Origin of the sequence: Streptomyces sp. AF1A, from assembly GCF_047340315.1 — a bacterium.
GTDB lineage: Bacteria > Actinomycetota > Actinomycetes > Streptomycetales > Streptomycetaceae > Streptomyces.
In genome coordinates this window covers 1-21734 of the sequence record NZ_JBLEBI010000116.1, presented here as the reverse complement: position 1 = coordinate 21734, position 21734 = coordinate 1, and the positions used below count along the sequence as shown (strand labels likewise).

Annotated in this window: 23 protein-coding genes, 1 tRNA gene and 3 pseudogenes; 10 read left to right on the top strand and 17 right to left on the bottom strand. The window is 70.5% G+C overall.

Annotated features, from left to right (window positions below):
* Window positions 1-1554: GTPase (locus tag ACLU3S_RS25450; protein WP_413954277.1), on the bottom strand; the 1554-nt coding region annotated here is incomplete at its 3' end.
* A 3-nt stretch (window positions 1555-1557) separates the two neighbouring features.
* Complete coding sequence (locus ACLU3S_RS25445; protein ID WP_413954276.1) at window positions 1558-3174, bottom strand: dynamin family protein; 1617 nt, start codon at window positions 3172-3174, stop codon at window positions 1558-1560.
* Between the two features lie 322 nt (window positions 3175-3496).
* Between ACLU3S_RS25445 and ACLU3S_RS25440 the strand changes: the two genes are divergently transcribed.
* Window positions 3497-3572 (top strand) — tRNA-Arg (locus tag ACLU3S_RS25440).
* Between the two features lie 225 nt (window positions 3573-3797).
* On the opposite strand, the gene ACLU3S_RS25435 is transcribed toward ACLU3S_RS25440, so the two are convergent.
* The 3 genes and pseudogenes from ACLU3S_RS25435 to ACLU3S_RS25425 form a co-directional block, all read right to left on the bottom strand.
* Entirely contained in the window at window positions 3798-3935 is a 138-nt protein-coding gene (locus ACLU3S_RS25435) for a hypothetical protein (protein ID WP_413954275.1), read from the bottom strand.
* Window positions 3936-4376: 441 nt separating this feature from the next.
* Window positions 4377-4697: pseudogene (locus ACLU3S_RS25430) on the bottom strand (winged helix-turn-helix domain-containing protein); the annotation flags it as partial.
* A 32-nt stretch (window positions 4698-4729) separates the two neighbouring features.
* Window positions 4730-4924: pseudogene (locus ACLU3S_RS25425) on the bottom strand (hypothetical protein); the annotation flags it as partial.
* Window positions 4925-5147: 223 nt separating this feature from the next.
* Here ACLU3S_RS25425 and ACLU3S_RS25420 point away from each other — a divergent pair.
* Genes ACLU3S_RS25420 through ACLU3S_RS25410 form a run of 3 tightly spaced genes read left to right on the top strand, consistent with a single transcriptional unit; the run spans window position 5148 to window position 6677 of the window.
* Entirely contained in the window at window positions 5148-5711 is a 564-nt protein-coding gene (locus ACLU3S_RS25420) for a hypothetical protein (RefSeq protein ID WP_413954274.1), read from the top strand.
* A 44-nt stretch (window positions 5712-5755) separates the two neighbouring features.
* Complete coding sequence (locus tag ACLU3S_RS25415) at window positions 5756-6526, top strand: transposase (protein ID WP_413954273.1); 771 nt, start codon at window positions 5756-5758, stop codon at window positions 6524-6526.
* Window positions 6465-6677: an IS3 family transposase gene (locus ACLU3S_RS25410; protein WP_413954272.1), complete on the top strand. Its 213-nt coding sequence runs from the start codon at window positions 6465-6467 to the stop codon at window positions 6675-6677. The genes ACLU3S_RS25415 and ACLU3S_RS25410 overlap by 62 nt, the downstream gene beginning before the upstream one ends.
* Window positions 6678-6790: 113 nt before the next feature.
* On the opposite strand, the gene ACLU3S_RS25405 is transcribed toward ACLU3S_RS25410, so the two are convergent.
* From ACLU3S_RS25405 to ACLU3S_RS25395, 3 genes are all read right to left on the bottom strand, one after another.
* Entirely contained in the window at window positions 6791-7339 is a 549-nt protein-coding gene (locus ACLU3S_RS25405) for a barstar family protein (protein ID WP_413954271.1), read from the bottom strand.
* Window positions 7340-7432: 93 nt separating this feature from the next.
* Entirely contained in the window at window positions 7433-8101 is a 669-nt protein-coding gene (locus tag ACLU3S_RS25400) for a class I SAM-dependent DNA methyltransferase (RefSeq protein WP_413954270.1), read from the bottom strand.
* Between the two features lie 135 nt (window positions 8102-8236).
* A complete protein-coding gene (locus tag ACLU3S_RS25395) occupies window positions 8237-8614 on the bottom strand; it encodes a hypothetical protein (RefSeq protein ID WP_413954269.1) in 378 nt (125 codons plus the stop codon).
* Window positions 8615-8658: 44 nt separating this feature from the next.
* On the opposite strand from ACLU3S_RS25395, the gene ACLU3S_RS25390 reads away from it, so the two are divergent.
* A complete protein-coding gene (locus ACLU3S_RS25390; RefSeq protein ID WP_413954268.1) occupies window positions 8659-8868 on the top strand; it encodes an e9imm peptide in 210 nt (69 codons plus the stop codon).
* Between the two features lie 36 nt (window positions 8869-8904).
* Here ACLU3S_RS25390 and ACLU3S_RS25385 read toward each other — a convergent pair whose 3' ends face one another.
* Window positions 8905-9507, bottom strand: a complete 603-nt coding sequence (locus ACLU3S_RS25385) for a nitroreductase family protein (RefSeq protein WP_413954267.1) — start codon at window positions 9505-9507, stop codon at window positions 8905-8907.
* Between the two features lie 467 nt (window positions 9508-9974).
* Between ACLU3S_RS25385 and ACLU3S_RS25380 the strand changes: the two genes are divergently transcribed.
* Window positions 9975-10598 carry a PH domain-containing protein gene (locus ACLU3S_RS25380; protein ID WP_413954266.1) on the top strand — a complete coding sequence of 208 codons (624 nt, stop codon included), beginning with the start codon at window positions 9975-9977 and terminating at the stop codon, window positions 10596-10598.
* 378 nt (window positions 10599-10976) lie between these two features.
* Here ACLU3S_RS25380 and ACLU3S_RS25375 read toward each other — a convergent pair whose 3' ends face one another.
* The 4 genes from ACLU3S_RS25375 to ACLU3S_RS25360 form a co-directional block, all read right to left on the bottom strand.
* Complete coding sequence (locus tag ACLU3S_RS25375) at window positions 10977-11360, bottom strand: peptidase inhibitor family I36 protein (protein WP_413954265.1); 384 nt, start codon at window positions 11358-11360, stop codon at window positions 10977-10979.
* Between the two features lie 79 nt (window positions 11361-11439).
* Window positions 11440-12363, bottom strand: a complete 924-nt coding sequence (locus ACLU3S_RS25370; RefSeq protein ID WP_413954264.1) for a hypothetical protein — start codon at window positions 12361-12363, stop codon at window positions 11440-11442.
* Between the two features lie 510 nt (window positions 12364-12873).
* The gene (locus ACLU3S_RS25365) at window positions 12874-13245 is read right to left on the bottom strand and encodes a hypothetical protein (RefSeq protein WP_413954263.1); all 372 of its coding nucleotides are present in this window, start codon (window positions 13243-13245) and stop codon (window positions 12874-12876) included.
* Window positions 13246-13424: 179 nt separating this feature from the next.
* The gene (locus ACLU3S_RS25360) at window positions 13425-14339 is read right to left on the bottom strand and encodes a hypothetical protein (RefSeq protein WP_413954262.1); all 915 of its coding nucleotides are present in this window, start codon (window positions 14337-14339) and stop codon (window positions 13425-13427) included.
* Window positions 14340-14808: 469 nt separating this feature from the next.
* Here ACLU3S_RS25360 and ACLU3S_RS25355 point away from each other — a divergent pair, with 469 nt between their 5' ends.
* Window positions 14809-15423: a DUF1326 domain-containing protein gene (locus ACLU3S_RS25355; RefSeq protein WP_413954261.1), complete on the top strand. Its 615-nt coding sequence runs from the start codon at window positions 14809-14811 to the stop codon at window positions 15421-15423.
* On the top strand, window positions 15420-16187 hold the full coding sequence (locus ACLU3S_RS25350) for a DUF2182 domain-containing protein (RefSeq protein ID WP_413954260.1): 768 nt from the start codon (window positions 15420-15422) through the stop codon (window positions 16185-16187). Before ACLU3S_RS25355 ends, ACLU3S_RS25350 begins: the two co-directional genes overlap by 4 nt.
* Before the next feature lie 143 nt (window positions 16188-16330).
* Here ACLU3S_RS25350 and ACLU3S_RS25345 read toward each other — a convergent pair whose 3' ends face one another.
* On the bottom strand, window positions 16331-18307 hold the full coding sequence (locus tag ACLU3S_RS25345; protein ID WP_413954259.1) for a hypothetical protein: 1977 nt from the start codon (window positions 18305-18307) through the stop codon (window positions 16331-16333).
* A 229-nt stretch (window positions 18308-18536) separates the two neighbouring features.
* Between ACLU3S_RS25345 and ACLU3S_RS25340 the strand changes: the two genes are divergently transcribed.
* Window positions 18537-19496: a D-2-hydroxyacid dehydrogenase family protein gene (locus ACLU3S_RS25340; RefSeq protein WP_413954258.1), complete on the top strand. Its 960-nt coding sequence runs from the start codon at window positions 18537-18539 to the stop codon at window positions 19494-19496.
* A gap of 172 nt (window positions 19497-19668) precedes the next feature.
* Window positions 19669-19959: a chaplin gene (locus ACLU3S_RS25335; protein WP_413954257.1), complete on the top strand. Its 291-nt coding sequence runs from the start codon at window positions 19669-19671 to the stop codon at window positions 19957-19959.
* Between the two features lie 82 nt (window positions 19960-20041).
* On the opposite strand, the gene ACLU3S_RS25330 is transcribed toward ACLU3S_RS25335, so the two are convergent.
* From ACLU3S_RS25330 to ACLU3S_RS25320, 3 genes and pseudogenes are all read right to left on the bottom strand, one after another.
* A complete protein-coding gene (locus ACLU3S_RS25330; protein ID WP_413954256.1) occupies window positions 20042-20908 on the bottom strand; it encodes a tyrosinase family protein in 867 nt (288 codons plus the stop codon).
* Complete coding sequence (locus ACLU3S_RS25325; RefSeq protein WP_413954255.1) at window positions 20892-21383, bottom strand: tyrosinase family oxidase copper chaperone; 492 nt, start codon at window positions 21381-21383, stop codon at window positions 20892-20894. Before ACLU3S_RS25325 ends, ACLU3S_RS25330 begins: the two co-directional genes overlap by 17 nt.
* 120 nt (window positions 21384-21503) lie before the next feature.
* A pseudogene (locus ACLU3S_RS25320) lies at window positions 21504-21734 on the bottom strand (hypothetical protein); the annotation flags it as partial.

The window sequence follows — 21734 nt, the reverse complement described above, 5'->3', positions numbered from 1 at the left end:
CTCGGCGGCCTCGCCCGCCGCCGTGGCGCCCACCGCGTCCGCGAGCCGCGCGGCGAACTCCTCGCGCGCCTCCTCGCTGAGCCCGACCCGGCGGGCGGCGGCGTAGACGGGTCGCAGTTCGGCCGCCGCGGCGTCCACGTCGGCGGACACCCGGCGGGCCGCGGCGCCGCGCTCGGCCACGAACTGGTCCAGCGCCTCGCGCAGTTCGCCGACGCCCTCGCCGGTGAGCGCGGACAGCGCGAGCACGGTGGCGCCCGGCTCGCCGTGCTCGCCGAGCGCCACGCCGTCCTCGTCCAGCAGCCGCCGCAGGTCGTCCAGGACCTGGTCGGCGGCGTCCCCGGGCAGCCGGTCGACCTGGTTGAGGACGACGAACATCACCTCGGCGTGCCCGGCCATGGGCCGCAGATAGCGCTCGTGCAGGACCGCGTCGGCGTACTTCTCGGGGTCGACCACCCAGATCACGGCATCGACCAGCTTCAGGATCCGGTCGACCTGTTCGCGGTGCTGTACGGCGGCGGAGTCGTGGTCGGGCAGGTCGATCAGGACCAGCCCTCGCAGTTGCGCGTCGTTGTCCGGGTTGTGCAGCGGACGGCGGCGCAGCCGGCCCGGGATGCCGAGCCGGTCGATGAGGCCGGCCGCACCGTCGCTCCAGCTGCACGCGATGGGCGAGGCGGTGGTCGGCCGCCGTACGCCGGTCTCCGAGATGGCCACTCCCGCGAGGGCGTTGAACAGCTGCGACTTGCCGCTGCCGGTGGCACCCGCGATGGCGACGACCGTGTGCCGGCCGGAGAGCTTGCGGCGGGCGGCCGCCTCGTCCAGGACGCGGCCCGCCTCGGCGAGGGTGTGGCTGTCCAGCCGGGTGCGGGAGAGCCCGACGAGTTCGCGCAGGGCGTCCAGGCGGGAGCGCAGCGGACCGTCGTAGGCCATGGGGGCGGGAGGGTTGCTGCCGGCCGGGCCGCGGCTCGCCGTCTCCAGGACGGAGGCGCGTTCGGCGGCGAGCGCGGCGGAGGTGGCCTCCGTGACACGCCGGGCGATCAGACCGTCGTCCCAGGCCCCGAGCGCGTCGGACTCGGGGTCGGCCCCCGTGTCCGGGGCGGTGCGGGGACCCGGCGATGCGGGGCGGGGGCCGCCGTCCGCATCGGTGCTGTCCCTGCGCGCGGCCCGCTCCGGGTCCGTGTCCCCGTCAGCGCTCCCCCCTCCGTGCGCTTCCCTCTTCTCGGCGTCCGGCTTTCCGCTGTTCCGTCGGCCGCCGTCACCGTCTTCGTCGTGCACGCGCGCGTGCCGTGCGTCGGCCGCGTCCTCGCGGGGCTCTCCGGAGTGCCGCGCGCGCGCCGTGCCGTCGCCGTCCACGCGCGCGTGCCCGGCAGGACTGTCCTCGGCGCCGTCCGTGTGCACGGCCGCGCCGCCGTACCCCTGCCCTCTGGGAGTGTCGTCACGCTGGGCGCTTCCGATGATCTGCGCATCCGCGCGATCGGCGCGGTCGTCGCCGCCGTGCTCCACCTGCCTGGTGCGGTCGGTGTGATCCGTGTGGTCCTGATCAGTGAGGGCGGTCACCGGTCACCTCTCTTTTTGCAGTACCGACAGCGCGGCGATGAGTCCGGCCTGGGGCTCGGGATGGATGTCCAGGGCGTCGAGCGGAGCGAGGCGCCGCTCGCGCTCGCGGTGCATGACGTGGTCCACGCGCTCGGTGAGCAGCCGCTCGGCCCGGTCGCGCAGGCGCAGCGCGCCGTGGGGGCCGACCCGCTGGGCGAGTCCCTCACCGGCGCTGCGTGCCCGGCGCCCGCCCAGCAGCGCGGTGGCGGCGAGGGCGGCCACGATGTCCGGGTCCGGCGCGGCGGCGCGTTCCAGCCCCCGCACCTCGTCCTCGGCGTACTCCTCCAGCTCGCGCCGCCAGCGCCGTACCGCAAGGCCGATGCGGTGCTCGGCCTTGTCCAGGGAGGCGTCGCGGGCGACGAGCTCCGGGGCGCCCGCGGCCGGCTCGCGGCGCCAGGCCTCGTCGACCCGCTCGTCGGCGGCGGTGACAGCGCACAGCAGCAGGGCGACCAGGCTCTCCACGAGGGCGTCGAGGAGCTCGCCGGCGGTGCAGTCCAGCGGGAAGGCGCGCCAGCGTTTGAGGGCGTCCCCGGCGAGTACGGCGCCGGACTGGAGGCGGACGCGCACGCGCGCGTGCTCGCTGTCGTAGGCGGCGTCCACGGCGGAGGTGAGCCGGAGAGCGGCCGCGTACTGGGCGGCGGCGGCGCCGGCCAGCTCGGGCATGCGGGACTTGAGCGAGTCGAGGAGGCCGTGGGCCGTGCGGGCGATGACGTATTGCCGGGCGGCGGTGTCCTGGGCGTGCTGGACGAGCCAGGTGCGCAGGGGTGCGACGGCGGTGGCGGGCAGCAGGCCGGCGCCCCAGGCGGACTCGGGCAGCTCGGGCACGGTGAAGCGGGGCACGTCGCCGAGGCCGGCCTTGGTGAGCAGAGCGGCGTACTGCCGGGAGACCTCGGAGACGACCTGGTGGGGCACCCGGTCCAGGACGGTGACGAGGGTGGCGTCGTACTCCTTGGCGGTGCGCAGCAGGTGCCAGGGGACGGCGTCGGCGTAGCGGGCGGCCGTGGTGACCATGATCCAGACGTCGGCGGCGCAGATCAGCTCGGCGGCCAGGACGCGGTTCTGGGCGACCAGGGAGTCGACGTCGGGGGCGTCGAGGAGGGCGAGCCCGCGCGGGACGGTGTCGGCGGTCTCGACGCGCAGCACGCGCGCGCGGGAGCCGCGGGCGCCGCGGGGGCCCGGGAGGTCGTCGCGGGCGTCCTCGTAGGGGGACCACACGCGGGTGAGGTCGGGCAGCACGCGCATTCCGCTGAACCAGTGCTGATCCTCCGGATGGCAGACCAGGACCGGTGTCCGGGTCGTCGGCCTGAGCACGCCCGCCTCGCTCACGCGACGCCCCACGAGCGAGTTCACGAGCGTCGACTTTCCGGCGCCCGTGGACCCGCCGACGACCGCCAGCAACGGTGCCTCGGGCTCCCTCAGGCGGGGTACGAGGTAGTCGTCGAGCTGCGCAAGGAGTTCGTCGCGGTTGGCCCGCGCGCGTGGGGCCCCGGCCAGGGGCAGCGGAAAGCGTGCGGCGGCGACACGGTCGCGCAGCGCGGAGAGTGTGTCGAGCAGCTGAGGCCGTACGTCCAAGGTCACCACATGCGAAGAATGCCCAATTTCGGGGGATTTCTGAAGCATATGGACATGTCTGCGCGCCGACCGAACAGAAAGGGCGGAAGGGACGACTGGGACGAGGACGCAGCCCAGGCATAACGAGTGCACAACACCCGGTGCGCCAGAGGCCAAAAGCGGTGCACGATTCGTACCTGCCTGCGATTATCAGGACCGCTTCACCGAACCTCCACATCGAGCCACGGAGGCGAAGCGACAGGGTCAAGGAACCGGGAGCCCTATCCTTGTCCCCGGCAACGTCACGGATCGGCCCCACACCAGGGCACCAGACACGAGGCCACCACACCAGGCCCCCGTAGCTCAGTGGATAGAGCAGGCGCCTTCTAAGCGCTTGGCCGCAGGTTCGAGTCCTGCCGGGGGCGCCAGTCTCCGCCCTCCCGCTTGGGAGGGCTTTTTGCTGGTCAGGGTGGGTACCGCTCGACGCGACGAAGCCCCGGACGCCCTCTCGACGATCAAGGGCAGGCTCCGGGGCTGTCCGGCTGTCACCGGGTTTTCGCGGGTGGCCGTGTCGAATACGTGTCGAAGTCGTCGACCGGGGGAAGATCAGCCGGTGCCTGGCAGCTCCGTCTCAGGGAGATCGCCCGCGGCCTTCAGTCGCCGTTCAGGTCCGGCAGCTGCCCGTCGATGCACCGGGCGTAGACCGCCAGCAGCACGGCGACGCTGTTTCCGGCCCATTCCGCCACTTGGGCGGGCGGGATGCCGTCGTTGAGCCACCGGTTGTCCTGCACCCGCCGTCCGGTGGACGAGTCGAAGACGTGCGGTCCGCGTACGGTGTGGCTCAGCGCAAGGAGAAGGAGGCCAAGGAGAAGAAGCGCAAGATTCGCAAGAAGCGCGGCTCCGGCTGACATCTACAGCACTGCACGTAGGCACTCGAGCACGGCCCTCGTCAGGTGACCCGACCGTGTGGTGTTGCCGCCGGGACACGTTCGGATCGAACTCTAAAGCGGTGCTCCCCGTCGCCCATTCAGAGCGAGGCAGAGAAGCCGGCGGACTGGTCGAGGTTAGACGGTGAGCCCGCACGGGTCGGAACCCATCCCTGCTGGAGCGCGACCGTGATGGCGTCGGCGACGTCGGAGGGCAGAACCGGTTTGCCTGGGCGTTCCAGCCGGTTGCTGCTGTGAGGTTGGTTCGTGGTGACGATCAAGGTCGTCCCAGAGTGCTCCGGTGTCCGCCTGCACGGTGGCGGTGCGAACAGTGACGCGCATGGCAGCTTCATCGGCGGTCCATGGATCCAGCGTTCGCCCCCCGACGTACACGACCTTGCGGAGGTAGCGGCGGACGATGTTGCCTTTCCCGTGGATCTTGTCGACAAGGCCTTCGCCCTGGAGGACTGCGAGCGCACTTCGCGGTGTGGCCGTACTGACCTTGTATCGGTCGGCGAGGTCTGCCTCGGACGGCAAGCGTTCACCCGGTTTGACTGCGCCGGTAGTGATGTGCCACCGGAGATGGTCGGCGATGTCGTGATGGCGTGAAGGCACGGACTGGGTCACCGCCTTCTCTGCACGCGAACGGCGGGGGTGCGGCTGGTGGCGAGGAGACCGAACCGATCGGCCTCGGCCACCACTTCCAGGACCTCCCGCCATAAGTCGGCGGAGAGCGATTCCGGTATCTCCGCTTCGACCGACGTGTACCGGTCGTACTCCTCCACGCGCGTGGGGAGCCCGACGGCGGACAGCCGGGCGGCGATGGCCGCCACGCGAGATCCCGAAGCGGGCACAGGGCAGCCTCCGTCAACCGGCGATCACTTTCAGTGAAACTAGTTAACTAAAGGGCTGTCCCGGAATGCGGTGCAGGCTGTCACGCCACTCCCTCCAGGGCAGGGGCATCAGCTGTTGACCTCGGCGCTTGCCTTCGACGCTCGCCCCGGGAAGAGTCTCATCCGGCGGACGTCCTTCGGGGCGATGTCGTGCGAGCTGGGGCAGGGGCAGAGGATGTGCGTAGTGGATGCGGCGGCCGAGGAGGCTGCCGTCGCTCGGTTCCTCCGCGAGTACCCGCAGACAGAGCAAGCTGAATACGGCCACCCCGCGCTTGTGGGCTGCACCGATGTCGCTTGGTCGCAGATCCCCGGGTGCCCTGCCGAGCTCCCGGTCCTGCTCCGTGGTCTCCTCGATCAGGTAGCCGGCCCCGAGGCCCTGCGCGTGCTGGACAACGTCTTGATGAACAGCGTGTTTCACGTGAGCCCGGCGATGTCGGCCGCCCTGCCCTTCCTGATCCGCCTGGCCGCTCTCCCTGACATCGCGGTGCGCTCCGGCCTGGTCGACCTCTTGGTCGTTGCCGCAGAGCTGTCTCAACCTGTCGACGCGGACAACGAACGCCAGGTCCTGCTGCTCGGCAACGAATGCGATCACCCGGAACGCGAATGGTGCAGGGCCGCCTTCGCCACACACGCGCCTGCGCTGCACGCGTTGTTGGAGGCCGAGACTCTTCCAGACGGACTGATCAGCGCGGCCGACCGCGAGTGCCTGCTCAGGGCTGCTGAGCCGCAGAGATACTCCTCCTCCTAACTACCGCAGGCCAGCACGGGTGCAGTGCGTGAAAAGATCTTGTTGTGTCTGGTGTGATCACAGCGTCGAACCCTTCCTGGATAGCCCCGTTCACTGGGCTGAACCTGCGTCAGTTCGGCAAGCTGATCACCGCGCTGCGCCGTGAAGGAGCGGATGCGGTCCGTAGAGGACGACCGTGGAGCCTGCCGTTGGAGGACCGGGTTTTGCTGGTCGCCGCGTACTGGCGGACGAACCTGACCTTGCGGCAGCTCGCCCCGCTGTTCGGAGTCTCGAAGTCGGCTGCCGACCGCATCATCGACCATCTCGGGCCCTCGCTCGCGCTCCAGCAACGCAAGCGGTTCCGCAAGGGCACCGTGCTGATCGTGGACGGAACCCTGGTCCCCACCCGCGATCACACCATCGCCGAGCAGTCCAAGAACTACAGGTACTCCACCAACCACCAGGTCGTCATCGACGCCGACACCCGGCTCATTGTCGTGATCGGCCGACCAGTCGCCGGCAACCGCAATGACTGCAAGGCATGGGAGCTGTCCGGCACGAAGGACGCTGTTGGAAGGGCGACGGTGATCGCGGACGGCGGTTACCGGGGTACCGGCCTGGTCATCCCCCATCGCCGCGAGAAAGGCCGGGCGGAACTGCTGGCATGGAAAGAGGAGCACAACGCCTCCCATCGCAAGGTCCGTGCCCGCGTCGAGCACACCTTCGCCCGCATGAAGAACTGGAAGATCCTCCGCGACTGCCGCCTAAAAGGCGATGGCGTCCACCACGCCATGCTCGGCATCGCCCGCCTACACAACCTCGCACTCGCCGGGTGAGCGAGCACGCCGCCCATCAGACGAACGCGGCCAGACCGACTCACCACTCTTCGAGTACCTGGAGATCTTCCTCAACCGACAGCGCAGGCACTCCGCTCTGGGCATGCTCAGCCCAGTGGAGTACGAACTGCGTGCAGAACCTGTAGCGTGAAATCAGGTATCCCGACTCCGCGTAACTCGGGGCAGGCCGGGGGCTCCACGAAACCGGGGTCAGCTCACTATCTGTGGTTCCAGGGCGATTGAAGCTCGTGCCCCTGGTGCCCGTCAGCACCCTGCCGCTCCGGGACGGCGCCGTGCGTCGAGCCATTCCGCTTGATTCCACATGACCGGCACGGCTCCAACGGGCTGGAAGGTGATGTCCGGATCGTCGCTGTGCACCAGGCACAGCACGCGTCGTCCGAACACCGCCGCGCTTCGGCCTTGGTCGGCCAGGATGTCCAGGACGATCTGAGCCTGTCGGGGACATGCCCGCGCGAAGTGGTCGTAGTGGTTGAGAACAAGGACGAAGCCGGTGGCATCGGAAGGTACCCCGAATTCACCGTCCACCACGTCGCGAAGGCAGTCGTTGAGCGCGTCGAGATTGCGGCCGTAGTAGTCGGGGAAGTCCAGGGCCGCGGCAATGTCCCGGTGCAGATCCTTCTCGGTCGTCCATCCAGAGGCATCCACTTCCACAACCGCGAAGTGCCGGTCGCGAAGACCCTCGATGGTCTGGTCGAGGAGCTCTCGACGCCAGTAGAGGGTGATGAAGGTGTTCGCCGCCAGCCGGCGGTAGAACTGGTCGGCGTCGTTGTCGGACCAAGACTGCTCGTTCACGTGCCCGATCTTGGCATAGAGCGGTTGCGTCTCATGGCGAATACTCCGCCTCCCCTCGCCAGACCTCTGCGCCGGTTCGCATCCCAGTAATCGTCAGCCGGGACGCCTGGCCATGACGACCAGACCGGGACCGCTGTACTCCTCTGGAGGGAGTCGCAGTTCGGCCACTGGGTCCAGGCCGGCCTGCTCGATCAGGGTGACGAGTTGCTCCGGCCGCCACTTGTGTGTCGTCCAGCGGACGGGTACGCCTCCGTAGGCCTCGGTTCGCACCGCGTCCTCGTCGCCGACGTGTGTTCCGGTGATGAAGTGTCCGCCTGGCTTCAACGCATGTGCGAACAGGGCGAGGACCTGGGGAAGGACGTCCCGGGGGAGGTTGAACAGCGACCACCACCCGAGCACGCCGCCCAGAGACGCCTCAGCGAGGTCGAGCTCGGTGGCCGAAGCTACGGCGAAGCGGCACTCCGGATGAAGTCGGCGCGCGTTCTCGATCATGCGAGGAGAGAGATCCACCCCGGAGACGTCGAGTCCGCGTTCGGCGAGGTAGGCGGTCACCGTTCCGGGCCCGCAGCCGACGTCGAGGACAGGACCGAGCCCGCGCACGGTGTCCGCGAAGACGTCGATCGACGCCTTGAGCCATGGATGGCGACGGATGTCGCCGATTCCCGTCGTCACGACCATGTGGGCGTAGTTGTCGGCCACCCGGTCGTAGGACTCGCGTACGACGTCGAGATCAGCCGGGCGGTCAATAGGGTGTGAGCGCATCGGCCAACGATAGGACTCTGCGCGGGACTTGGGGATGCTAGAGCCGTCGGCGCCAAGTCGTTCTTCACGGCCCGGCCGCTCGGGCTCGCGTCCCGGGTCGTCCGCGGGCGACGAAGGGATTCGGCGCCGCGGCGTTCAGCGCAGAGCCCGACGCTCGCCCACGCGGCTTGGCGGCACACCCAGCAGCACGTCGGGGACCGTCCGGCCGGCCGAGGTCAGCTCGGCCTGCTTGATGACGATCAGCTCGCCGTGGTCGGGCACGGCCTCGACGTCCCAGAGGCCGCCGTCTTCGTCGGCGTGACGGAAGTGGTGCCGCAGGGTGGCGCTTTGGGTACCCTCGGCTGCATGGTGGCGAATGCACCGGCCGCGAACACGGCGCACCCGCGTATGGCAACGTGCTTCGCGTATCTCTCCGCGGAACGGATCACTGAGCGCACGATGCCGCGACTGGCCCGACGCGTCCTCGCGGCGACCGAGGCGCGAGACGGGGCTGCACCGGTCTGCCTCGAACACGGTCGCAGGCCTGGCAGCGAGGCGGCCTGACCACACCACGCAGCATGAGCCGAGAGGAAGGCATCCACCTCGTTCAACGGCTCATGGACGCCGACTACGCCGACGAGGCCGAAGCCGACGAGATCCTCGCCGCGCTGGAACGCGGACTTGTCTGCCCACGCATCAGTGGCTACATCTTCTGGGACTTCGATCCGCAGCTGACGGCCCAGAAGGTCGTGGACCGAGCGCTGGCCTACGAGCCGTTCGCCCTGTGATCAAGGGCCATCGACCGCTGGTGCTGGACGGCAGTCTCACGCGTGTCGGCCCCAGTGCCCTCGGTGGATGACCGCGTCGGCGTGCCGACGGCGTTCCGCGACGCGCGGGCTCTGCGGAGGGAGGTCGTCGGCGCGGTAGCCGACGGTGATCCCACCGATCGGGGCGTACTCCTCCGGGATGCCGAACTCGTCGCGGAAGGGCTGCAGTTGTTCGGGCATGATGCCGAAGAAGCACGCGCCCAGCCCTTCGTCCACCGCCGTGAGCAGCATGAGCAGGGCGGCCATCCCGGTGTCGATGTACCAGTAGGGGGCGGGCCAGCGGGCCTCGGCTCGGTCCTCCCAGCCCTTGTCCGGCTCGGCGTAGCGCTCGAGGTAAGCAGCCTTGTGCGCCAGCGGAATCACCACGAGAGGCGCGACCTGCATGGTCGGCGTCTTCTCGACGCGCGTGGGGACGAAGGGCCAGAAGCGGGCCCGGTCGGCGGGATCCGTGAGGGCGAGGAACGCCCAGCCCTGTGAGAATCCGGCGGACGGTGCTCGCAGCGCCGACGCGAGGACGCGCTCGATCACTTCGGGGGCCAGCGGCTTGTCGGCATAGTGCCGGACCATGCGCCGCCGGCGGATCACCTCGGAGAACTCCATGTCGGCAGATCCTGCTGGAGCGCGGCGAACCACGGCAACCCCGATCGCGGCCAACCGCTGCCAGACATCCCGGGTGGCCGGGCGAGTGTCACGACCGTCCCACCGCACGTACGTCAACGGGAGGGTTGGCTCGCGATCATTACCGGCACGGAAACGATGATGCTCGTACGAGCCGCCCCGACCGTTGCCTCACTCCGCGGACTTCGCGGAGATTCTCCACGAGGCCGGCGGCAAGGCAGAGCCGCGGCACACGGCGGCATCCGGTTCGTTACGAGAACGGGCTGTTCAGGCCTGTAAGAGCGTGTCAAGATCCCGCAAGGGCCGACGCCGGGAAGACGGAGCGTCACGGGGCCCAGGCGCCGTTCGGTGGGGGGCTTGTGGGCGAGAGCGGACTGGTGCGGGAGTACCGCAGGCACCGCCGAGCGACGGGGCGGCTGAGAGGGTGGTGGTCGCTCGCCCCTCTCCAATTGTTCAACCTGGAACGGCTTCTGCGGTCGCACCACCTTTTCTCGCGATGGCTCGGTTGGGGGCTCCTCGCCCTGCAGGGCTGCCTGCTGGCGTGGTCTCTGCTCCGCCTGCGACGAGGTTTCACGCGAGTCGACACCAGCGGTGTCACCATCCGCGGCGCCTTCCTGACCCGCCGTATCCCTTGGAGCGAGATCTACGAACTCGACGCCCGCAAGGGGCCGCGGGCGCAGAAGGCCGGCTCGTTCGTGGGCACCGTGGACGGCCGCCGTCGTACGCTTCCCCAACTGGACGTGTGGCAAGTGGAAGGTGTCCACAGGGAATTGACCGCGCTCCGGGAGTTCGGAACCCGGTACGGCGCCCGGACGTGGGAACGCCGGCCGGAGGTCGAGCAGGCCCTCCGGAGACGCGCGGGACGGGCCCACTCCGTGGGCAAGGCCATCGTCGCAGCCGCGGTGGCATGGCTGGCGATGTTCCTTCTCTGGCTCACTCTCGGTGCCGCTGGTCGGGAACCGTCCGCGCCCCTGCTGCTCGCCGGGCTTCCGGTCGTCGCCCTCGTCTTCTTTCTTGCCTACTTCCAGTGGCACTGGGAGGCGTACGTACCGAGCGAGAGAGACGCCTGGTAGTGCCGGAGGGCCGACCGGGCCGGCGCGGTGTTTCCAGCCACGCCGCCCCGGCCGAGCGGAGACCTCTCATCGATTGCGGACGATTCCGGGCGCCGCCCCTACCCCCGTGGGGCAGGGGTTCGTCCGGAGAGTCCGGTGCCTGACAGCCTCGCGGAGTCGCCTCCCGTCGTGCCTCCCGGCGCCGCGTGTCGGGCCTGGACTCCCGCGCTGCGGTGCGCACGTCGACCGGGAGCCGGTCGTCGACGCCAAGCGCGGGAGGGCAACGGCGTTCACCGACGCGTGAGCTGCCCGGCAACGGCGGTCACCGGCGCCTGAGTTGCCCGGCAACGCCGGTCACCGCTGCGTGAGCTGCCCGGCAACCTGGTGCGAACCGTATCTTCAGCAGGCCCACGTCGCGATCGAGGAGTACCTGTCGTTCATCAGATACGACACATTCTGGCCGTACCAGCCGTAGCCCATGTAGGCGACAGTGCCCGAGTAGTTCACGTCGTTGTAGAACGCCGCGCATCGGTTCGTGTTCTTCTGGACGGAGGAAATGCTGTCGTTCAGGTTGCTCCCGTTCGTGTACGTGAGTTCCCTGAAATCCGCATACGACGCCTGGGGATCGAGCACGTGCACAGATCCCGTGAAGTTGGCATTCTCGTACACGCATATCTGGTTCGAGCCGCACACGTATGCGGCGCTGGCCTGAGGCGCCACGGCTACAGTTGCCGCGAACGCCAGTGCCACCACGGGAAGCGCAGTGGCCAGTTTCTTGATCATTGTCAGGATTTCCATTTCGAATCGATGGCCGGGCCGCGAAGCAATGGCCCGGCAAACAGCCTGGTGTCAAAGATCCGGATCACGAGCCGGCGGCTCGTATCCACGCGGAGTTGAGAACGATCTGTTTGAGCTGCGTGATGTTCAGGGCGGGTTCCCTGCGGTCTGCGGGCAACTGGTAAGCGCCTGCGTTGACCGTCGAGATCACCACGCGTAGTCCGTCTTTTCGGAGTGTGTCGACCGTCCATTCGACCGCTCCCTTGCCCCCTCGGGAAGCAGGGCCCCTGCGGACCTTGATACGGGTGCCGTCGGGCAGGGTGCCGGCTGTGGCGAACAACTTGGCCATGTCGGAGTCGCCGCGCTTCCAGCGCTGGACGTTCACGGCGACAAGGCTCTTGCCCCGGCCGTCGTCGACCGTGACATGTCCGAACCCGTCCGAGCCGCCCTTCTGCGTCGCATGCATGCCGGCCGGTAGCAGTTGTTCGATGACGTGGCTGATCTGCTGCCCGGTCATCCGTGCAATTCCCGCCGTCCGGTGAAGGGCCGGCGGCGCGGGCATCGCCCCGAGGACCGGATGCCACACCGAGGACGTGGCGAGGTGCGAGAGTTGCCCGAGGCTCAGCGGAAGTGACGTCTTCCCGCTCGCCTCCTGTCCCTTCGAACTGGTGGTCTCGGAGACGAGGACCTGCTTCCCGTCCTTGCCGGTGAGCAGAGCAGTGAGAAGAACGGGCCCTGCCGGCCGTTTCTCGTCCACGGGTGACCGGTCCAGCACGAGGGTGGCCCCTCCGGCCAGAGCCGTCTGCGTGCAGTGGCTGTACGGGTGGTAGGCCGTGTCGGGGCACTGCGAGAGCTGCGCGGGGACGGGGACCGGCCACTTGTTGAGAGTCACCGCCATCGCCGCCGCCTTGCCCCCGCCGCTGAAGACCAGTTGTGCGTGCGGCGGTGTGCCGGGCTTGTCGCTCAGCCCCTGGCCGTGCTCCTCCGAGAACGTCCCTCGGGGGAGCACGGATTCAAGGAGGTGCACCATCTGCTGTGCCGATGTCCGGGTAGCCGCACCGGGCCCGGCGTCGGCATGCGTCGACTGGCAACCGCCGAGCAGGGCCGCGCTCACACCCACCGACAGGGCCGCTACGCATGCCTTCCGCCGTCGTACCGTCACACCGCCCCCCGTTGCGCGGGTACTGTCACGGACGGCCGCAGCCTTCGCCGATGGACGTTCCGACCGGCCACCGGCCGAAAGCATCGGAGAACGGCCACGCCGGACGGCCGGGCGAAGATCCGCAGGATCGGTTGGCATTGCAGAGCACCGTGTTCCATCGTTCGAGGTTCAGAGCTGCGGGCGCCGAGGCACCAAAGGTGACACCACTGGATGAGCGCCATGAGAGCGCTGCGCCGCTTCCGAGGGGGCGGCATCCCCGTGCGCCGCTACCAAACTCCACGAGGGGTGACGGCAGCAGGCGTGGTGAAGGGCCTCACGGGCGCGGGGCACGGGACGGCTTCCGGCCCGGGAAGGGCATCAGATCCCCGGAGTGGACCACGAGCTGATGGCGTTGTTGTAGGGGTAGCTCAGCGTGTTCCAGGTCCAGTGGGGCTGGAAATAGCCGTAGGTGCCCTGGAAGTTGTAGTCATTCCACGTCTCGATGGCGTAGCCATTCGTCGAAATGGACGAGATCGCGTCGTTCATCAGCTTGGGGGACTGAGGCGTCCAGGAGACGTGGCCCGATCCCGACAGGCATTCGTCCGACGGGTACTGGAAATACGTGGAGGCGCACAGGTACCACTTGCTGTAGTCCAGAGCGGATGCCGAGGGAGCGGTCGTGGTGACGACAGCGCCGGCCATGGCAAGGGTGGCGGCCCCTCCGAGCAGGACCGTCTTGAAGCTGCGCATTGAGTGTCCGTTCTCACCGGGCCCGGGAGCACGCTCGCCGGAGCGGGCGCGGGCGAATAATTACTTGACTAAGCAAGCATATTCACACATTACTTGTCGCGTCAACAAGATCTTCGATCATGGCAGCCCGGCCGCCCCGGGTGTGGGAGCCGGGCTGCCGGCCGTCCGCAGGAGCGAGATCACCTCAGGTCGACGAAGTCGCCCGCCGCCTTGACCCGCGCGGTGGTCGTGGTGCCCCAGAAGAAGAAGCGGTAGTAGCCGTCGGTGGTGGCCTTGACCGTGGTCCTGAGGGTGCCCGTGGAGCTGGTCGCCAGGTACTGGGCCGTCGTGTAGGTGCTGCTGCCCTTCTTGCGGAACTGCAGCTCCACCCGCTGCCCGGCGTAGCCGTGGTACTTGTTGTCGTCCCAGTTCGCCCGGGAGAGCTTCCCGGTGACCGTCAGGGTGCTGCCCTTGCGGGCCGGCTCGGGCGAGGCGTTGACCGTCAGCCTGGAGTAGCGCTGGACCGCGTTGGACGCGAGATCGCCCTGCGCCTTGACACCGACCTTGCTCCAGTCGGGGTGGCCGTCGGGGTCCTGGCCGTTGTAGGCGACCGCGAGGGCACCGGCGTGCCAGCTTCCCGCGTCGGCGTTCGACAGGTCGCCGAGCGAGGGGTGGATGACGACGCGGCCCACGCAGGTGGCCGTCGTCGCCGAGGTGAAGGAGCACGTGGCCGGGGCGGCCGACAGGAGGTTCTTCGGCGCGTCGAAGTTCCCCTTGTACAGCAGCGGGCCGGTGAGGAAGTCGTCGGCGTGCACGGGCACGCTCTCGTCGAACGTCATGTCGTAGCTGACCGGGACGGCCACGTCGTGGGTGGTGCCGACCTTGATCAGGTTGGCGATCTTCATGTGCGAGAAGGAGACGGCCAGGGTGTACGGGGTGCCCGTCCCGGCGGCGGTACGGCTGCCCTCCGAACCGGCGGAGGCGGACCGAGCGGCCCGGAGGGCGTGCGCGGCGTCCGTACGGAAGCTGTGGGCGTCCGCCTGCGCGGGCGGCACCGCGAAGGCCGAGAGAACCGTGGCGCCGCACAGGGCTCCCACGATGGCTCGTGTACGCATACGTTCCCTTGCGAGATCAGGAGCGCCACGGGGCGGTCGCTGCCCGCGGTCACTGCCCGCGGTCGCTGCCCGCGGTCACTGCCCGCGGTCGCTGTCCGCGGTCGCTGTCCGTGCTCGTCACCGCCATGGCCCTCGGGTCGTCGAGGAGTCCACTGACTCGACGGATGAGATCCGCGGCATGGGCCAACGGTTGTACGACTGTTCGAGGCGGCGTCAGCCCTCCGCGGTCGGAGCACGACGGGCGTGGTGTACGGGCGCGGACTAGCCTGGAAGTGCGCGGGCAGCCGTTGGGGCCAAGGGTCTTCCGGGTCGGTGCCTCCGTTCCCCGATGTCCTCTGCTCCCCGATGCCGGTCTCGCGGCCGGCGGAGGCGTGTCGACCGTCCACGGCCGCGTTCCCTCCCCTCACATCGAGTCGCATGGAGTGGCATCGAGTGGCATCGAGGCGCCGTACCAGGCAGGAGTACGGAGATGGCTTGGAATCTGAACGGTACGTACCTGGAGATCTGCAACTGTGACTCCGTCTGCCCCTGTACCACCTCGGGTCTGACGGCGCCCGCCGACAACGAGCGCTGCCAGGTGACGCTCGCGTTCCACGTCGCGCAGGGCGAGGTCGACGGCGTGGACGTGTCGGACCGCAGTGTCGTCGTCTTCGCCGACACGCCGCGGGTGATGGCCGACGGCGGCTGGCAGGTGGCGCTGTACGTCGACGCCTCGGCCGACGACGGCCAGGCGGAGGCGCTGGGCAAGGTGTTCTCCGGGCAGGCCGGCGGGCCGATGGCGGCGCTCGTCCCGCTCATCGGCGAGGTCCTCGGCGTCGAACGCGTCCCCATCGACTTCCGCGACGACGGCCGGCGCCACGCCGTGCGGGTGGCGGACGCCATCGACATCGAGATCGAGGACCAGATCGCCCCGCAGTTCGGCGAGGACGGTCCCGTGATGACGCTGACCGGCATGTTCCACCCGGCGAACAGCACGCTGACGATCGCCCGGTCGACGCGGGCCGTCGGCCGGGACGTGCAGGGCCGTTCCTGGGACTTCACCGGCCGCAACGGGCACTCGGCGCCCTTCTCATGGTCGGCGTGACCCGACCGGCGATCGCGGTCCGCCGCCCCGGGACCTGCGCGGGGCTGTTGCTTCTCGCGGCGGGCGCGGCCTGGGCCTGGACGGCGCTGCGCGGGAGCACCGTGGGCGCGGGGACCATGGCCGGGGATCTGCCCGCCTTCCTGGGCACATGGACGATCATGATGACCGCCATGATGCTGCCGGCCACCGCGCCGATCGCCTCGCTGTACGCGGGGACGGTACCGGTGCACCGGACGGCGCACATGATCGCCTTCACCGCCGGCTATGTGCTGGTGTGGGCGGCGGCCGGGCTGCCCGCATACGCCCTGGTCATCGGCGCGACACGGGTCGCGACCGAGTATCCCGCCGCGGGCACGGGGGTGGCCTCCGCCGTCTTCGCCGTCAACGGTGTCTACCAGCTCACCGGCCTCAAGGACTTCTGCCTGTCCAAGTGCCGCTCGCCGATCGCTCTGCTGCTGGACTGCGCGTCGTACCGCGGCCGGTCGCGGGACGTGCGTGCCGGGGCGCGTCACGGGTCGTTCTGCCTGGGCTGCTGCTGGTCCCTGATGCTGCTGCTCATCGCGTTCGGCGTGATGAACCTCTGGGCCATGGTGGCTCTGTCGGCCGTCATCACCTGCGAGAAGCTCCTGCCGCGGGGCCGTCTGCTCGCCCGCGTCGTGGGTCTCGCGTCGTTCGCGCTCGCGATCGCCGTCATCTGGGTGCCGGTGCCGACGCCCGGCCTCACGGGCGGCGGCATGGCCGAGATGGGCCTGCGTCACCTGTGACGCCCGCGGCGCGGCCGGGAGAGGTGCGGGAGCGGCGACGCGTCTGCGTACGCCGCGGCGGCTCGCCGTGTGCCGCGCGCCGCCGCCCGGGCACAGAGCCCCGGCACGGCCCAGGGGGGAGTGGGCCGCACCGGGGCGGCCGGTCAGGCCACCAGGTCCGTGGGGGCCGGCGCCCGTTCCGCCTCCGCCTTGGCCGCCAGCGCGTTCACCGCCGCGTTGAAGCGGACCGGGGACGGCGGGAGGTCGGGGCCGAGGACGTACTCCTTGAGGGTGCGGCGGGCCGGGGCCATCGGATCCGCGTACGGGGGGCGGACCGCGTCGAGGATGTCCGGGAGGCGGGTGCAGGCGCGGTCGAGGAGATAGGCGCCGCCCGCGGTGGTGTAGGCGGCGCGGAACTCCTCGTCGGGCAGGTCGCGGGCGTTGGTGAGGACGTACGGCTTGAGGCTGGCCACGAAGTCGGCGACCACCGAGGAGACGTCGCTGATCAGGATGTCCGCCTGGTTGAAGCAGTCGTACAGCGACGGCAGCTGCTTGAGGATCACGTTGTGGCGCAGCGGGCCGCGGCTCTCCCAGAAGATGCGGTGCCACTCCGCCCGCAGCTCCTGCCACTCGGCGGCCGCCGCCCGGTCGGGGACGTGGGCCTCGCGCAGCTGGGTGGCGTCGTCCCCGCCGTGCCGGCCGGCCAGTTCGTCCAGGCGGGCCTGGATCTCCCGCAGCCGGGGCTTCGCCGCGGCGACCGCCGCCTCCGCCTCGGCGGCACCGCGCCGCTCGTTGTCGGCGCGCAGCAGGTCCCGGATCGCGCGGTCGGCCGCGGCGGCCTCGGCCGAGCGCTTGCCGGTGAGCGGGTGCGGCTTGTAGACGACCCGGACGTTCTGCGTCAGAAGCCGCTCGATCAGGGTGACGCCCATGGGGATCAGGGACGTGTGGCAGTCGTCGTCGCTCCAGCCCTCCCAGGTGGGGGCGTACAGGACGACGGGCAGCGGCCCGGGGGTGTGGTCCTGGTGCAGGCGGATCGGGGACAGCTGGGGGCGGCCCACCTCGACGATCGCGCTGTCGCTGATGGCGTGCCGGACCCGCTGGTACCGGTCGCGGCCCGCGCGTCCGGCCACCCAGATCTCGTCGTAGACCTTGCTGACCCGGTTGCTGCTGGCCAGCTTGTCGCTGTCGCCGTGGCCGATGAAGACGTGCTTGGCCTCGGCGACGCGCAGCATGTGCACGTTCTTGCCCGCGTTGCCGGGGTAGAGGACCACGCGGACGCCGGACAGCTCGAGTTCGGCCAGGTCGTCGGCCTTGGGGACGCAGACGACCGGTATCCAGGTGCGGCTCAGGTAACGGTACGAGGCCCGCTCGCGCAGGATGATCACCGGGCGCAGGTCCAGCTGCTCCAGCGTCTCGATCCACATGTTGACCTGGTACATGAAGTCGCGGGAGACGGACGCGAAGCTGAAGTACAGGGCCACCTCCGGCCGGTAGGCGGCGAGTTGGCGGTTGACGGCCGCGAACACCTCGTCCCGTTCGGGCATGCGGCGCGCCCGGCGGTACTGGCCCAGCAGCGCCAGCACGGCGACGGCGGTCAGCCCGACGGTCAGCGCGAAGCCGGCCTCGGCGGGCCGGCTGCTCCCGGCGGCGAGCACGGCGAGGAGCCCGGCGTGGGCCGGCAGGTCCAGGTGGAGGAGCTTGCGCAGGAAGCGGCGGTAGAGCAGGGCCGGCGGCTGCGCGGGGACGGCCAGTTCGGACATGTCGAGGTTGCGGACGACCAGGGGCAGCACCCGGCGGCGCCGGATGGCGTGGTGCACGGCCGTGAAGAGCATCATCATCGCGAAGTGCGCGCTGAAGACGGCGAGCGCGGCGACGAGCACCGCGTCCGGCGCGTCCAGGCGGCTGGCCAGGGCGAGCAGCATCACCGTGCGGACGGCGAACCGCAGCGGGCGGGTCAGCTGGAGCGTGGCCAGGCGGCGCACGAATTCCGGGGCCCTGGCGTGCAGCACCTCGTCCGCCGCGTACGTCACCGCCGACGCCGCGGCGAAGCCCCACAGGGACGGCAGCAGCGCGCAGACCGGCAGCGCGGCGAATGCGGCGCCGAGCAGCGCCGCGAGGAGCAGGTCGGTCGCCCCACGCACACGCAGGACACCACACAACCGACGGATCATGGACCAGGGCCTTCTCTTCCGGGGATGCAGGCACGCGGTGGGGCACGCGCCGGGACTCACACCGGTTCGACGTAAGAGAAGGGTGAAGAGTTGTACATCTGAGCGAAAGAAGACACTCAGGTTCCGTTTCCGTGCCGGAGGCCGCACCGTGCCCGGTCGTGACCAGCCGTTACAGTCGCCGTCGGAAGGGAGAGACGACGTGCGACTTCGCTGTGCGGTGCTGGACGACTTCCAGGGCGTGGCCACCGAGCTGGCCGACTGGTCGGTGATCGAGGACGAGGTGGAGGTCGTCGCGCTGCGCGAGCACATCGACGGCGAGGACGCCCTGGCCGCCGTCCTCGCCGACTACGACATCGTGGTCACCCTGCGCGAACGGGTGCCCTTCCCCGGCTCGCTGCTCGCCCGCCTGCCCCGGCTGAAGCTGCTCGTCGCGTCCGGGATGCGCAACAGCGTCATCGACTACGCCGCCGCCGAGGCGGGCGGGGTCACCGTGTGCGGCACGGAGAGCTCGGGCACCCCGCCGGTGGAGCTGACCTGGGCGCTGCTGCTGGGGCTCGCCCGGGGGATCGTCGAGGAGAACAACGCGCTGCGCGCGAACGGCCCCTGGCAGTCCACCGTGGGCGCCGACCTGTACGGCCGCCGGCTGGGCCTGCTCGGACTGGGCAGGATCGGCAGCCGCGTGGCCCGGGTCGGTCTCGCCTTCGGCATGCGGGTCACCGCCTGGAGCCGGCACCTCACCGAGGAGCGCGCGGCCGAGACCGGCGTCGAACTCGCCGCCTCCAAGGAGGAGTTGCTCGCCGAGAGCGACTTCGTCTCCGTCCACCTGGCCCTCGGCGAGGGCACCCGGGGACTGGTCGGCGCCGCCGAACTCGCCCTGATGAAGCCGAGCGCCTACCTGATCAACACCTCCCGCGCCGCGATCGTCGACCAGGACGCCCTGCTGGCCGCGCTGCACGAGGGCCGGATCGCGGGCGCCGGCGTCGACGTCTTCGACATCGAGCCGCTGCCCGCCGGCCACCCGATGCGCACCGCGCCCCGCCTGCTCGCCACTCCTCACCTCGGCTACGTGTCGCACGCCAACTGCACGACGTACTACCGCCAGGCGGTGGAGGACATCCAGGCCTACCTGGCGGGTTCGCCGGTACGACGGCTTCCCTGAGCGCGTCGGACGGCGGGGCGCCGGCGCTTCGTCCTCCCTGGTGAGCACCGCTTCCCTGTTGAAAGGGTGATCCGCGGGCGATCACCGTGACCAGCCCTGCCCGCCGCCGTTGAACGGGAAGTGCGGCGGCTGATCTGCCGTCGCGCTTTCCGAGCAACAAAAGGAGAACGTGATGTCTCGCATCGCGAAGGCGGCCGCCGTCGTCCTCGGCTCCGGCGCCGTGGTGATCAGCGGGGCCGGCCTGGCCCTGGCCGACGCGGGCGCCGAGGGCGCGGCCGTGGACGCGCCCGGCGTGGTGTCCGGCGACGTGGTCCAGGCGCCGCTCGACGTGCCGGTCAACGTGTGCGGAGACACGGTCGACGTCATCGGCCTGCTGAACCCGGCCCACGGCAACAGGTGCGGCACCCTGAACGGCACCTCCATCCCGGGCAACCCGGGCCCGAGCGGCAACTACGGCGACTGATCCGGCCGTACGGACAGGGCAGGGCCCCGGCACCTCGAGCGCCGGGGCCCTTCTGCTGCGCGCGGCGTCCGCGGCCGGGCGCTCAGGCGTACCGGTAGATCCGGCTCATGTCCTCCAGCTGGTCCGGGGTCTCGTCCCACGGCGGGAGCTTGTGGTGCCGGGCGACAACCCGCCCGTGCTGCGGATCGGTGGGACCCGGCGGCTCGGCCGGCAGGTAGCGGTGGGTGCGGTGGGCCCGCTGCCAGCGCTGCCACTGCAGGTCCAGGAAGGCGTGGTGCAGCCAGAACACCGGGTCGTTGACGGAGGCGGCGCTGAGCATCGCCCCGCCGACCCAGCGGTGCACCCGGTTGTGGTTGTGCCAGGAGGCGCTGCCGGTGCCGGCCCCCCACCCCTCGATCTTGTTCCGGAAGCCCCGGGTGACGGTGGAGTCCCAGGGCCACACGTCGTAGGCCGGGTCGTCGAGCGCCCACTGCAGTTCCCTCGCCGTGGGCAGCTGGATGGGGGCGGCGGCCCGCCCCAGGTCCCGGGTGAGGTAGCGGCCGTCGGTGACGCCCTCCTTGATCGTCCAGTGACCCGCCGAGTAGGCGAACGGCCCGGTCGTCACCTGCCGGTCGGAGCGCCGCCCGTTGCCGCCGAGCAGGTCGGGCGTCCACGGCACGGAGGCCGCCGTGCGGTCCCGGGTCCAGTCCCAGTACGGCACGGTCACCGAGGAGTCCACGCGGCGCAGCGCCCGCTCCAGCTCCAGCACGAACCGGCGGTGCCAGGGCAGGAAGGACGGCGCCATGTGGGCGGCGCGCAGACCGGTCTCGCCGTCGGCGGCGAAGTGGGCGATGTGGATGCGCACGAACTCGTCGTACTCGCCGCGCCGTTTGACCTCCAGCAGCGCGTTCACGAACCGCCGCCGCTCGCTCGCGGTGAGCGCCCGGACGTTCTTACGCACGTACGCCATGCTGTCCCCCCATGGTCAGGTGTCCCGTGTAGGGGTCGCCGACCGGGCCCGTGGCCAGGTCGCGCAGCCGTCGGTCGGGGCCGATCTCGTCCACCACCGCACGGGCCGCCTCCAGCGGCGTCCGGTACGAGGTGTAGTGGTCGACCATGCTGAGCCAGGTGTCGTCGGCCCGCCGCATCAGGTGCAGCGGGCGGCCGTCGATGGTGATCCGCCAGTCCCGGCCGGTGGCCCTCCAGCTTCCGGCCGGGATCAGGACGCCCGAGATGTGGCGGCCCCGGTAGATCTCGTCGAAGGACGTGGCACCGGGGTCCTCGGCCGCAGGCGCGGGCCGCGAGGCGGCGACGACCGGCGCCAGGGCCAGGGCGGCGACGGAGGCCAGCAGCCCCCGTGCCGCCTCTCTGCGTGACGGTCCGGCCCTTCCCGCTCCGGCCTGCTGCTTTCCGCTCATCGCCGCTCCGCCGACACCGACGACCATCGCTCACCTCTCGTCCGGGTTGGGTTGTCCTTTCCGGCTGACGGGCCGAGGGCGGCCCGGGTCACCGCCGGGGGGCCGTACGGTGCGTACGGCCGTGTGTCGCGCCGGTTCCCCGGCGCCCTACAGGTCCGGCCTCATGCCCAGGTCGATGCCCGTGGCGCTCCGCAGGACCGGGGCGAGGTCGGCGACGTCGGACGCCTCGACGCCGGGCAGGCCGAAGTCGTCCGGGTCGGGCGCGGTCCGGGGGGCGTCGGCGCTCCGGCCGGGGCCGAGGGGGCGCAGGCCGGTGACGGGGGCGTCGAGGCCGACGTGCGCGGACCGCTCGTCGAGGACCCGCGGCAGCGGCGCCCG